The sequence below is a fragment of the Acidovorax sp. BL-A-41-H1 genome (assembly GCF_051942715.1).
Genome location: NZ_JBPVJQ010000006.1, coordinates 41,417 through 53,880, shown reverse-complemented (window position 1 = coordinate 53,880; position 12,464 = coordinate 41,417). Strand labels below are relative to the sequence as shown.

At 66.1% G+C, this 12,464-nt stretch carries 12 protein-coding genes; 5 read left to right on the top strand and 7 right to left on the bottom strand.

Annotated features, from left to right (window positions below; genetic code table 11):
- Positions 1–213 precede the first annotated feature (213 nt).
- On the top strand, positions 214–1,329 hold the full coding sequence (locus ACTPOI_RS13515; RefSeq protein ID WP_440109582.1) for an ABC transporter substrate-binding protein: 1,116 nt from the start codon (positions 214–216) through the stop codon (positions 1,327–1,329).
- A 380-nt stretch (positions 1,330–1,709) separates the two neighbouring features.
- On the opposite strand, the gene ACTPOI_RS13510 is transcribed toward ACTPOI_RS13515, so the two are convergent.
- The 5 genes from ACTPOI_RS13510 to ACTPOI_RS13490 all read right to left on the bottom strand — a co-directional run bounded on the left by ACTPOI_RS13510 (position 1,710) and on the right by ACTPOI_RS13490 (position 5,509).
- Positions 1,710–1,925: a hypothetical protein gene (locus tag ACTPOI_RS13510; RefSeq protein ID WP_440109580.1), complete on the bottom strand. Its 216-nt coding sequence runs from the start codon at positions 1,923–1,925 to the stop codon at positions 1,710–1,712.
- A 106-nt stretch (positions 1,926–2,031) separates the two neighbouring features.
- The gene (locus ACTPOI_RS13505) at positions 2,032–3,705 is read right to left on the bottom strand and encodes an MFS transporter (protein ID WP_069103755.1); all 1,674 of its coding nucleotides are present in this window, start codon (positions 3,703–3,705) and stop codon (positions 2,032–2,034) included.
- Positions 3,706–3,996: 291 nt separating this feature from the next.
- Positions 3,997–4,650, bottom strand: a complete 654-nt coding sequence (locus ACTPOI_RS13500; RefSeq protein ID WP_440109578.1) for a 2-hydroxychromene-2-carboxylate isomerase — start codon at positions 4,648–4,650, stop codon at positions 3,997–3,999.
- A gap of 110 nt (positions 4,651–4,760) precedes the next feature.
- On the bottom strand, positions 4,761–5,015 hold the full coding sequence (locus ACTPOI_RS13495) for a DUF1289 domain-containing protein (protein ID WP_440109576.1): 255 nt from the start codon (positions 5,013–5,015) through the stop codon (positions 4,761–4,763).
- Positions 5,012–5,509, bottom strand: coding sequence for a YbaK/EbsC family protein (locus tag ACTPOI_RS13490; protein WP_440109574.1), 498 nt, complete (start codon positions 5,507–5,509; stop codon positions 5,012–5,014). Before ACTPOI_RS13490 ends, ACTPOI_RS13495 begins: the two co-directional genes overlap by 4 nt.
- Positions 5,510–5,703: 194 nt before the next feature.
- Here ACTPOI_RS13490 and ACTPOI_RS13485 point away from each other — a divergent pair, with 194 nt between their 5' ends.
- Complete coding sequence (locus ACTPOI_RS13485) at positions 5,704–7,446, top strand: diguanylate cyclase domain-containing protein (RefSeq protein ID WP_440109572.1); 1,743 nt, start codon at positions 5,704–5,706, stop codon at positions 7,444–7,446.
- On the opposite strand, the gene ACTPOI_RS13480 is transcribed toward ACTPOI_RS13485, so the two are convergent.
- The gene (locus ACTPOI_RS13480; protein WP_440109570.1) at positions 7,436–8,353 is read right to left on the bottom strand and encodes a hydroxymethylglutaryl-CoA lyase; all 918 of its coding nucleotides are present in this window, start codon (positions 8,351–8,353) and stop codon (positions 7,436–7,438) included. The two genes, ACTPOI_RS13485 and ACTPOI_RS13480, sit on opposite strands and share 11 nt — an antisense overlap.
- Before the next feature lie 108 nt (positions 8,354–8,461).
- Positions 8,462–9,379 (bottom strand): LysR substrate-binding domain-containing protein, encoded by a 918-nt coding sequence (locus ACTPOI_RS13475; RefSeq protein ID WP_440109568.1) that lies wholly within the window; start codon positions 9,377–9,379, stop codon positions 8,462–8,464.
- Between the two features lie 109 nt (positions 9,380–9,488).
- Here ACTPOI_RS13475 and ACTPOI_RS13470 point away from each other — a divergent pair, with 109 nt between their 5' ends.
- The 3 genes from ACTPOI_RS13470 to ACTPOI_RS13460 all read left to right on the top strand — a co-directional run bounded on the left by ACTPOI_RS13470 (position 9,489) and on the right by ACTPOI_RS13460 (position 12,436).
- On the top strand, positions 9,489–10,472 hold the full coding sequence (locus ACTPOI_RS13470; protein WP_440112622.1) for a 3-hydroxyacyl-CoA dehydrogenase family protein: 984 nt from the start codon (positions 9,489–9,491) through the stop codon (positions 10,470–10,472).
- A complete protein-coding gene (locus tag ACTPOI_RS13465) occupies positions 10,469–11,326 on the top strand; it encodes a 3-keto-5-aminohexanoate cleavage protein (protein WP_440109566.1) in 858 nt (285 codons plus the stop codon). Before ACTPOI_RS13470 ends, ACTPOI_RS13465 begins: the two co-directional genes overlap by 4 nt.
- A gap of 69 nt (positions 11,327–11,395) precedes the next feature.
- Entirely contained in the window at positions 11,396–12,436 is a 1,041-nt protein-coding gene (locus ACTPOI_RS13460; protein ID WP_440109564.1) for a Bug family tripartite tricarboxylate transporter substrate binding protein, read from the top strand.
- The last annotated feature ends 28 nt before the right edge of the window (positions 12,437–12,464 follow it).

The following is a 12,464-nucleotide window of genomic DNA, read 5'->3' as shown; positions in this document are numbered from 1 at the left end:
CGCCATGCCGCAGGGCCGCGCCTTGACGGGGCTGGCGGCCCGGCAGGACGCGCCGGCAACGGCCGTCTGTGCACAGCACAGGCAGGCGCTTTGCACAGCCGCCATCGTGTGGTCCCCGCGCGCCACCGTCAGGTGTTTTCAGCTACGCATTTCTACAGATGCCACGCCGTGTGCCTTGCCTACACTGGCGCTCCTTCTTCACACACGATACACATGCACGCCATCTTCAAGCTTGGGCGGGTCGCCGCCATAGCGTCACTGGTGCTGGGCGTCGCCCATGCGCAGATCCTCATCGGCCAGACGGTGGGCATCACCGGCTCGGCAGCGGCCACGGTGGCTGAATCCATGCAGGGCGCAGCGCTGTACATCGACCATGTCAACGCGCGCGGCGGCGTGGGCGGGCAGAAGATCGAGGTCGTCTCGCTGGACGACAAGTTCGACCCCAAGCTGACGCTGGAGAACACGGTTACGCTCATCGAGCAAAAGGGCGTGATCGGCCTTTTCATGACGCGCGGCACGCCGCACACGCAGGGGATCATGCCGGTGCTGGATCAGCACGGCGTAGCTTTGGTGGGGCCTTCCACTGGCGCCATCGCGCTGCACCAGCCGGTCAGCAAATACATCTTCAACGTACGCGCGCCCTATCAGCGCGAGGTGGAAAAAGCCATCACCCACCTGAACACGCTGGGCGTCAAGCAGATCGGCGTGGTGCACGTGGACGACACCTTTGGCGCAGACGGCCTGGCCGGCGCGCAGGCAGGCTTCAAGGCCAACGGCATTGAGGCGCTGTTCGTCGAGAAGTTCGACCGGGCCAAGCCCGACTACAGCGCCATCGCCCCCCGCGTGGCGCAAAAGCAGCCGCAGGCGGTGATCTTCATCGGCACGGGCGCAGCCGTGGTGGATGGCATCAAGGCCCTGCGCGCAGCAGGCGTCACGGGGCAGATCGTGACGCTGTCCAACAACGCGTCGGGCGGCTTTGTGAAGGCGCTGGGCAGCCAGGCCCGTGGCGTGGTGGTCACGCAGGTGTTCCCCTCGGAGCGCTCGCTGAACTACCCGGTGATCAAGGAGGCCATGGACCTCGCGCGCGCACGCAGCCTGGGCGACCTGACGCCCGCCATGGTCGAAGGCTTTGTGAGCGCCAAGGTGCTGGTCGAAGGCATCAGGCGCGCAGGCCCCAGGCCCGACCGCGGCAAGCTGCACGCCGGCCTTGAAAGCATCCGCAAGTGGGACCTGGGCGGGCTGGAGCTGAGCTACAGCGCCACCGACCACAGCGGGCTTGATTTTTCCGATCTCTCGATCATCGGCAGCGACGGGCGCTTCAAGCGCTAGAAAGGGCCAGACGGGCCTTTCGAGGCCCGTGCAGCAAACTCGTCCACGTGAGGTACTGCTGACCGCCCGGTGAGCGTTGTCGGGAACAACGCTCGGAGCCGCCCAGATCGTGGCAGAGCCAGCATTGCGCGGGTTCGGGCGGCTGCGGGATCTGCCTCACGGATCAGGCAGGCCACCGCCGTGACTGCGCGTGGCCCTGGCAGCAATGCAGCCCGAAACGCCTTCAGCTCCTGGTTCGCCCCACGACCTCGGCAAGAGGTACGGTGCGGGCATGAGCTCTTGGTGAAACGCGCACCTGACCAGCCGACCAGCCGACCAGCGTCCGCCAGTCCTGCCGCGGGACTATCCGATCAGCACGCCCAACGCTTTGCAGAGCGGAATTACTTGGCTTCGCTGGCGCCCGAAGCAGGCGTGGCAGCAGTCGGCGCAGGCGCAGGCGTGGCGGCTGCAGAGGCAGGCGCCGCAGGCGCCGCAGGCGAATGCGAGGTGTCCGTGCCATGCTTTTCACCACCCATGTCCAGGTTGCTGCCGCCCTTGATGATCACAAACATGGCCAGCGCAGCAAACACGACAAATCCAACAGCAATCTTCCACATGGCAATTCTCCGTAATTGAGGTTCACTTAAAAAAAGGCCTTCCGGCAGGGAAGGCCCTTGATTAAGTGTCCCGGCGTTGCGGCCGGGACGCTGGGCGGACCCGATATCAGTCGTCTGCGTAGATGTCGTTGTTCTTGGTTTCCTTGACGAACAGGAGACCGATCACGAACGTTGCACCCGCGATGACGATGGGGTACCAGAGGCCGTGGTACATGTTGCCGTTCTGGGCCACCATCGCAAACGCAATGGTAGGCATCAGGCCACCGAACCAGCCGTTACCGATATGGTAGGGCAGCGACATCGAGGTGTAGCGGATGCGGGTCGGGAACATTTCCACCAGCATGGCGGCAATGGGGCCGTACACCATGGTCACGTAGATCACCAGGATCGTCAGGATCACGACGATCATGACCTTGTCGATCTTGGCGGGATCAGCCTTGGTGGGGTAGCCGGCAGCCTTCAGGGCATCAGCCACTTCCTTCTTGAAGGCGGCGATGTTCTTGGTGCTTTCTTCGTCGAACTTGCTGTTCACGACCTTGGCGGTGGGTGCTGCAATGACCTTGTCGCCGATCGTCACGGTCGATGGACCGGCAGCCGTGGCCGTCACGTTCTCGTAGCTCACCGAGTTCTGGGCCAGGAAGCGTTTGGCGATGTCGCAGGACTTGGTGAAGTCAATCTCACGGGCCACAGGGTTGCCCTGGAACGAGCAGTCGCCAGCAGGTGCCGACACCACGATCTTGTTCTTGGCCTGGGCAGCTGCCAGGTCAGGATTGGCGGCGTTCGTCAGCATGCTGAACAGCGGGAAGTACGTCACCACGGCCAGGGCCATACCAGCCAGGATGATGGGCTTGCGGCCGATCTTGTCCGACAGCGTACCGAAGATCACGAAGAACGGCGTACCGATCAGCAGCGACATGGCCACCAGGATGTTGGCAGTGGCACCGTCCACACGCAGCACGCTGGTCAGGAAGAACAGCGCATAGAACTGGCCCGAGTACCAGACCACAGCCTGGCCAGCCACCAGGCCGAACAGGGCCAGCAGCACGATCTTCATGTTCTTCCACTGGCCGAAGGCTTCGGTCAGCGGGGCCTTGGAGGTCTTGCCCTCGGCCTTCATCTTCTGGAAGGCAGGCGATTCGTTCATCGACAGACGGATGTACACCGAGATGCCCAGCATCACGATCGACACGATGAACGGCACGCGCCAGCCCCAGTCGGCAAAGGCGGCTTCACCGATGATGGTGCGGGTACCCAGAATCACCATCAGCGACAGGAACAGGCCCAGCGTTGCCGTGGTCTGGATCCAGGCCGTGTAGGCGCCGCGGGAACCTTGCGGAGCGTGTTCGGCAACGTACGTGGCAGCACCACCGTACTCACCGCCCAGCGCCAGGCCCTGCAGCATGCGCAGGATGATCAGGATGATGGGAGCCGCAACGCCGATGGTGGCGTAGTTGGGCAGGATACCGACGATGAAGGTCGATGCGCCCATCAGCAAGATGGTCACCAGGAAGGTGTACTTGCGACCGATCATGTCGCCCAGGCGGCCGAACACCAGCGCGCCGAACGGACGCACGATGAAGCCCGCAGCGAAAGCCAGCAGCGCAAAAATGAACGCAGCTTGCGGGTCGAGGCCCGAGAAGAACTGCTTGGCGATGATGGCCGCGAGCGAGCCGTACAGATAAAAGTCGTACCACTCGAAGACGGTGCCGAGCGAAGACGCGAAGATGACCTTTCGCTCTTCGGCTGACATCGGCCGCGGTGCGGGATGGGTGTTTGCCATGGGAATGTCTCCTGTTGGTTATTCAGACCGCCTGACAGCGGACTGCACGCATTCTTGGAGACGCCACTGACCACGCTCTGACGCCAAACCAACAGGAGCTTTCACCAAACTGACCGCTCTCTGACAACTTAGGGTGAAACCCGCACGCTTGCTTTCGACATGCGGGAGTTGCACGGTTTCAGGTGGTTGGCGGGCCTTCAGGGCTGACAACCGCGGGCTGCATGGCGCAATGATTTGTCAGCCTGAATCGAAATAACCGTGCGTTCTGGCAACGCCGCACGGCGGGCCGCATCAGCCCCGCGAGGGCAGGCCCGAGCCGATCTGCCCCACGGCATCCCACTGGCCGTTTTCAAACCAGGGGTCTGCATCCAGGTAGGCGCGCAGCATCGGCAAACCGTCCAGGCCCCAGAAAATTTTTCCGTCGACTTCAAACGCCGGTACGCCAAACACCCCGGCGGCCTGCGCGGCCTCGGTGTTGGCCCGCAAGAAGGCCTTGGGCGCTTCGCTCGCGGCATCCTGTCCCGGGCGGATCTGCTCGGCCAGCTCGACAGCCAGGGCACTTAGCCGCCCCGCGTCGAGCGCGTCGTGCCCGCCCTGCCACACGTGACGCAGCACGGCGCCGGCCACAAAGCGGTTGATGTGCCCGTCGTCGCTGCAGGCCAGCGACTGGCGCAGCAGTGGCAGCGGGTTGAACGGGTGGCGGGCAGGCATCTGCAGGGGTGTGCCCTGCGCATGGCCAAGCCATGTAACGTGGCGGTATGTCCAGTCGCGCTTGGGCGCAATCCCCGCAGGCCCGGGGTTGCCATGCTGTTGCAGCAGCGCGCCCAGCAGCACGGGCTTGTAGGCTACGCTGTAGCTCAGGCCTTCAAGCACCTCGGGCAAGCGCTCGAACGCCAGCCAGGCATAGGGCGACACAAAGTCGAGATAGAACGTGATGCGTTTCATGGCTGAGGTCTCCTTGGCAAATTCAGTTACTCATCGGCATTCGACACACGGTTCACCCGGGGATCGGGTCTGGGTGTGCATCCTTGTACGCAGGTTCTCGACAGACCCCGTCAGGCCGAAGGCGGGGCGATGCCCGCCCGCCCAAGCAGCTGCGCCCAGATGCCGCGCCGCAGGTCGGCATCGGCGCGTGACCAGATGCGGATTTCATCCAGCGTGCGAAAGCAGCCTTCGCAATGACTGCGGTCCGGCGACATGCGACACACCGAAATGCATGGAGAAGGCACCGGCTCAGCCGATTTTTGGTCAAAATGGCCTGCAGCGCCTGTTTCACTTGCCTTTATAGCTAGCAAATCGATAGCATTCATTGTGTGGAGGCCTCCTGCACCACGTCCACCACCGGCGCGCCCGTCAGCCGTGCCAGGTCTGACGGGTGCAGCGCAAACACGGCGTGCGGGTGCCCTGCAGCGGCCCACACCACCTCAAAGCGCAGCAGGTCGCGGTCGATCAGCGTGACCGGCGGTGTGGCATGCGCCAGCGGGGCCACGCCGCCGATGGAAAACCCGGTGCGCTGCTTGACGAACTCGGCATCGGCCCGCCCCACCTTGCCCACATGGGCCTCGACCTTTTTCTCATCCACACGCCGGTCGCCCGACGTCACGACCAGCACCGCAGCGTCGTCGCTCTTGCGGCGAAAGATGATGCTCTTGGCCACCTGACCGACCAGGATGCCCAGCGCATCGGCAGCCTGCTGCGCAGTGCGGGCAGCGTCGTCAAGCATCCGCGGCGCGTGGGGATGCCCTGCGCTCAGCAGCTCCGCGGCAACGCGCTGCATGCCCTCAGGAACGTTCTGTATATTCATGAAATGAAGGAGAATTGAAAGACACGGAAAGCATGTTATGGACGGCAGCAGCGCTACGTTGCTGCTTTCATCGCGCGGCCGGCGCAGCGGATCTCGGGTCTGCGAACCGTGCCGCACCGGCCAGGTATCGATTGACGCTCCGCCGCTCCCGCCACTGCCCTTGCTGGCGGATGCGAGCCCAACCTGCATTGTCCATGAAGCTGTTTCGCGCGTTCCTGTTGTTGTGCCTGGCCCTGCTGGGCGCACTGCCTGCCGCCAGCGCCTCACCCCTCGAGCTGCGCGCCGACCCGAACGGCCTATCGCTGGGCGGTACCGGGCATCTGCAGTGGCTGAGCGATGAAACGGGCCTGCTCTCGCTGGATGACGTAAGGAACCCCGTCCATGCGGGCCGGTTTGGCATGGCGCCGGGCGCTGCGCTGCGCGACACCTCCGGCAAGGCCCAATGGTTCCGGGTCGAGGTCGAGCAACGCGCACACGGTGGCGACTGGGTGCTGGCCACCTCGACCACGGCGCTGGGCGATGTGCGGTTCTACGGCCCGTTCGACGCGACTGGCAAGGCACTGGCTGCCCCAGTACACACCGGGCAGTCGCAGCCCTACGCCAGCCGGCCGCTGGGCAGCGAGCGCATCGTGATGCGCCTGCAGTTGCCGCAGCCGGGTACCTACACGGTGTATGCCCGGATCTCCAGCGAGGCGGCCCCGATCCTGGGTATTGCAGTGTGGGAGACGGCGCAGTACCTGCAATGGCGCCAGCACAAGCGGCTTTTTGACGGCATTTGCTACGGCATCCTGCTGGCCCTGCTGGTCTACAACACCGTGCTCGCCAGCGTTTTCCGCATACCGGCGTACGTGTACTACCTGGGTCAGTGCGTTTTTGCGCTGCTGACGCTGGCCGCCTACAACGGGCACGCCGCGCACTACCTGTGGGGCGATTGGCCATGGTGGCAAGAGCGCGGTCATGTAGTGCTGCCGGGCCTGTGGATCCTGTTTGGCGCCCAGTTCGCCCGCAGCTTCCTGGAGACCCGGCAGTTGCCCTATCTTGATCGACCGCTGCAGACCATGTCCTGGATCGCAGCCGGGAGCACCCTGCTGGGCCTGGCCGGGTGGTTCGGCGCTTCACAGACCATCAACGAGGTCCTGGCCAGCGTGGGCTCGCTGTTCTGCAGCGTTGCAGCAGTGGTGGTGATGCGCCGCGGCCTCGCTGCGGCTCGCTGGTACCTGGGGGGGCAGGCGCTGCTGTTCCTGTCGGCGCTGGGCGTGGTGCTGGTGAACTGGCAGGTGATGAATGCACCCTGGATCGTGGCGTACGGGCTGCAAAGCGGCGTGGCGGCCGAGCTGGTGGTGTTTGCCATTGCACTGAGTACCCGCATCAATGGCATGCGCGCCTCGCAGGAGGCGCTGCGCCTGCATGCCGATCACCTGGCCGAGGCCGCCGCCACCGACCCGCTCACCGGGCTGGCCAACCGGGCGGGCCTGGCGCAGGGCGCGGCCCGCATGCTCAACGATGGCTCACCCCATGCGCTGATGCTGCTGGACCTGGACTCTTTCAAGCCCATCAACGACCAGCACGGGCACGACGTGGGCGACGCCGTGCTGCTGGGCGTGGCCCACCGGCTGCAGGACCACATGCGCGCCGGCGACATCGTGGCGCGCCTGGGCGGGGACGAGTTCGTCATCCTGATCAAGAGCGACATGACCCAGGAGGATCTGTCCGCGCTGGCCCATCGCCTGGGCGCCGCGGTACGCCAGCCGCTGGACGTGGACGGCCGTTCGCTGTCCGTGGGGGTCAGCACGGGCATTGCGCGCTGTCCTCAGGACGGTCGCTCGCTGACCGAGCTGATGCGGTGTGCCGACCGGGCCATGTACGTGGCCAAGCAGACGGGCAGCGGCCACGCGTTCCACCGGGCCGACACCGGCCCGGCCCGGGCTACGCCGTAGCAGCTGCCCGCTTGTTGAGCAGCGCCACCGCCACACGCGACGCAGGCGCACGCCCCAGAAAACCGCTGACATACGCGCCCGCGTCGATGAGCTTGTCCAGGTCGATGCCCGTCTCGATACCCATGCCGTGCAGCATGTAGACCACGTCTTCGGTGGCCACGTTGCCGGTGGCGCCCTTCGCATACGGGCAGCCCCCCAGGCCGGCAATCGACGCCTGGAAGTTCCACACGCCCAGTTGCAGCGCTGCCAGCGTGTTGGCCAGCGCCTGGCCGTACGTGTCGTGAAAGTGGCCCGACACATCGTCGATGCCGAAATGCTGCAGCGTGGCCTCCAGCGCGCGCTGCACCTTGCCCGGCGTGCCCACGCCAATGGTGTCGGCCACATCCACGCGCTGCACTCCGATGCCCTTGAGCAGGCCGGCCAGGTAGGCCACACGCTCGGGTGCAATGTCGCCTTCGTACGGGCAGCCCACGGTGCAGCTCATGGCGCCGCGCACGCGGATGCCTGCTGCCAGCGCGGCCTGCACCACGGGCGCAAAGCGCTCGATGCTCTCGGCAATGCTGCAGTTGATGTTCTTGTGGCTGAAGGCTTCGCTGGCCGAGCCGAAGACCACGATTTCATCGGGCCTGTCCGGCACCGCCGCTTCAAAGCCCTTGAGGTTGGGCGTGAGCACCGAGTACGCCACGCCCTGCTGCCGCGCGATGCCGCTCATCACCTCATGGTTGTCGGCCATCTGCGGCACCCATTTGGGCGACACGTAGCTGGTCACTTCGATTTCCTGCAAGCCCGCGGCCTGCAGGCGGTGCACCAGCTCGATCTTGACGGCGGCGGGTACGGGGGTCTTTTCGTTCTGCAGGCCGTCACGCGGGCCGACATCGATGAGTTGAACGCGGGAGGGAATGCTCATGGGGCTACCAGTTCAAGAGGACACAAAACACCAAGGATGCTCCATTGTCTGGCGTGTTCCCCGCCAGGGCCACCCCATTTCCTGCCAGCCGATACGCCGGACCTGCCATCAGGCAACACCCGCATTCGCGCCTTCCACCTCGTCGCGCAGCAAGGCCACCATGGCCTGCGCAGCCAGCGACAGCGGCCGCCCGCGCAGCGTGATCAGCCCGATGGGCCGGTGCAGCACAGGCGCCTTCAGCGGCCGGGTGACCACTTCGGGCCGCTGCACCACCTGCGCGGCCAGCTCGGGCAGCGCGCTCACGCCCAGCCCTGCGGCCACCATGGCGGCAATGGTGGCCAGGTGCTCCACCTCGTAGCGGGGCGCAAAGCGGATGCGGTGGGTCAGCAGCGCCTCTTGCGCGTACTGGCGCACGCTGGTGCCAGCGGGCATCGAGATGTGGGGCAGCCCGGCCACATCGGCCCACGCCACGGCGCTGCGGCCGCGGGCCAGCGGGTGTTGGCGGCCCATCAGGAGCACAAAGCGGTCTGACACCAGCGGGGTGTAATCCAGGTCGGCGTACGCCGGGTTGGCTGCCGTCAGGGCAAAGTCCACCCGGCCCGCGCGCACCATGTCAAACGCCGGGCCGGCCAGGCTGTCAAACAGCTCCAGCTGCACGCCTGGGTACTGGGCGGCAAAGCGCGCGAAGGCACGGGGCACCGCCCCTGCAGCCAGCGACGGCAGCGCCGCCAGCGCAATGCGGCCCACCTGCAGCTGCGCCACCTCCTGCACGCGGCGCACGGTTTCATCCATCTGGTGGCGCAAAAAGCGCGCCTGTTCGGCAAACACCTCGCCCGCCTGCGTGAGCTGCACTGTGCGCGTGGTGCGGTCAAACAGCCGCGCGCCCAGCATGTCTTCGAGCCGGGCTACGGTGCCTGACACCGCCGACTGCGACAGGTGCATCTGCAGCGCAGTGCGCCGAAAGCTGAGCGTGTCAGCGAGTGACAGGAACACATCCACCTCTCGGGCAGACCAATTGATCTTCATAGCCGATCAGTCTATCGAAAAAGACGTCTGGACCGCGCAATGATGGCTGCCTAGACTGGCTGTCTAAGTGACTGGATTCGCCAAAAGACAAGGAGACAGGATGGACCCGATGGACAACAGCTCGCCACGCAACGCCCGCACCGTGGTCGTCGGTGGCGGCACCATGGGCGCCGATGTGGCCGTGGTACTGGCCCGGGGCGGCGCCCACGTCACGGTAATAGACCCCCATGCCGACCGCCGCGCCCTGCTGCTGCCCCACATCGCGCAAGAGCTGGCCGCCGCAGGCCAGGCCACCCACGCCGGCCCGGTGCAGGTATGCGCCACGCTGCAGGATGTGGACTGGAGCGGTGTGGTGCTGGTGGTGGAATGCATCACCGAGCAACTGGCGGCCAAGCAAACGCTGTTTGCCGAGCTGGAAGCCGTTGCCCCCGCCAACGCCGTGCTGGCCAGCAACAGCTCGGGCTTTCCCATCAGCGCCATCGCCCAGGGGCTGGCCACAGCGCAGCGCATGCTGGGGCTGCACTTTTTCATGCCCGCGCACCTGGTGCCACTGGTGGAGGTGGTGCTGGGCGAGCGCAGCGACCCGGCCCTGGGCACCTGGCTGCACGCCTTCATGCGCGGCTGCGGCAGCGTGCCGGTGCTGGTCAAGAAAGACAAGCCGGGCTTTCTGGCCAACCGCATGCAGCATGCGCTCTCGCGCGAGGCGTTTGCGCTCATCGACGAAGGCATTGCCTCGCCCGAAGACGTAGACGCCGCCGTGCGCTTCGGCTTCGGCTTTCGCTTTCTGGCGGCAGGCCCGGTGCTGCAGCGCGACCACGCGGGCATTGAGGTACACACCGCCGCCGCTGCCACCATGTACCCCACCCTCTCCAACACCGATGTACCCGCCCAGGCGCTGCGCGACAAGGTGGCGCAGGGCCAGCTGGGCATGAAGACTGGCAAGGGCTTTTTTGACTGGCCCGAAGACCGCAAGCGCGCGGAGCGTTCGCGCTACGACACGCTGCTGCGCCAGGGCCTGGCGCTGCTGGCCAGCGAGCTACCCACCATCGAGCCGCCGCCCGGCACCGCACCAAACACCGGAGATCTTTCATGACCGCTTCGCCCGCATCACCCGCTACTGCCAGCCCATGGGCCGACCCGCTGATCGTGACCGTGGCCCCCAACGGCGCCTACAAGCAGCCGGCCGATCATCCGGCAGTGCCCATCACGCCCGCCACCCTGGCCACCACGGCCAAAGCCTGCCTCGATGCAGGCGCCGCCATGCTGCACATGCACATCCGCGATGCGCAAGGCCGCCACAGCCTGGATGTGGAGGGCTACCGCGAGGCCCAGCGCGTGGTGCGCCAGGCCGTGGGCGATGCCATGGTGATCCAGATCACCAGCGAGGCCGCCAGCGTGTACCAGGCGCCTGCACAGATCGCCATGGTCGAGGCCCTGCAGCCCGAGGCCGTGTCCATCGGCCTGCGCGAGGTGGACAAGCCCGAGATTGGCGAAGCCGGCCTGCAGCGCTTTTTCACCGGTCTGGCACAGCGCCACACCATGGTGCAGGTCATCCTGTACGACGTGCCCGACCTGCGCCGCTGGCAGGCCCTGCGCGCCAGTGGCGTGGTGCCCGATGCGCCGTGGTTCCTGCTGTTTGTGCTGGGTCGGTACAGCGCCGGCCAGACCTCCAGCCCGCGCGACCTGCTGCCGTTTTTGAACGCACACGAGGGCGACGAGCCCTGGGCGGTATGCGCCTTTGGCGCAGCCGAAAACGCCTGCGTGGCAGCCGCTGCCGTGTTTGGCGGCCACGCCCGCGTGGGCTTTGAAAACAACCTGCTGTGCAAGAACGGCAGCCAGGCGCCCGACAACACCGCACTGGTGCGCCAGGCTGTCGAAGCCGGCGCTGCACTGGGCCGCCCGCTGGCCACTGCAGCCGACATCCGCCGGCGCTTTGGCGCAGCCTGATACACGCACCTCCTCCATCGACGCCAACCCGCACCAGACGGGCTCCATCCATCCCCACCGGAGACAGACATGCACACTGCAAACACCATTTCCACCGCCCTTTCAACCGCCATCAGACCCACTCGTCGCGCCGTTCTGCATGCCGCCTTTGCCGTACCGCTGGCACTGGGCATGGCAGGCCACGCTGCCGCGCAGACGGCGGCCACGGCCTTCCCCAGCAAGACCATCCGCTTCGTGGTGCCCTACCCGCCCGGCGGCCCCACCGACCTGATGGCCCGCATGCTGCAGCCCGAACTGCAAAGCCGTCTGGGCGTGCCGGTGGTGGTGGACAACAAGGGCGGCGCGGGCGGCAACACCGGCAGCGCTGAGGTGGCCAAACAGGCCCCCGCCGACGGCCACACCCTGCTGCTGGCTGCCAGCGGCCCCATGGCGGTGAACCCGTCGCTGTACGCCAGCATGCCGTTCAACCCGCTCAATGACCTGGTGCCGGTGATCCAGCTGTCGGCGTTCCCGCTGGTGCTCGAAGTGCATCCGTCATTGGGCGTGAAGACTCTGGCCGAATTCCTGGCGATGGCGAAGGCCGGCAAGCCGGTGCTGAGCTACGCATCCGCCGGCAACGGGACGCCGCAGCACCTGGCGGGCGAGCTTTTCAACACAACGGTCGGCGTGAAGATGGGGCACATTCCCTACCGCGGCGCGGGCCCTGCGCTCAACGACCTGATCGGCGGCCAGGTGAACGTGATGTTCGATATCGTGGGCAGCTCGCTGCCCCACATCCAGGCGGGCAAGCTGATACCGCTGGCCGTCACATCGAGCGAGCGTGCCAAGGTGCTGCCCAACGTGCCCACCATGGCCGAGGCCGGCATCGCGGGCTACCAGATCACCGGCTGGCACGGCATTGCAGTGCGCGCAGGCACACCGCAGGCCACGGTTGACAAGCTCAACGCCACAGTCAATGCGATCTTCAAGGAGCCCGCCTTTCGCGCCAAGTGGGAAGCCATTGGCACGCCGGTGGTGGCGGGCACAGCGGCAGATTTCGGCGCGCTCATCAAGGCCGACGCGCAGCGCCTGGGCAAGCTGGTGCGTGATGCCGGTGTGACGGTGGATTGAACCGGGCGCATGCCCTTTTGCGCATGGC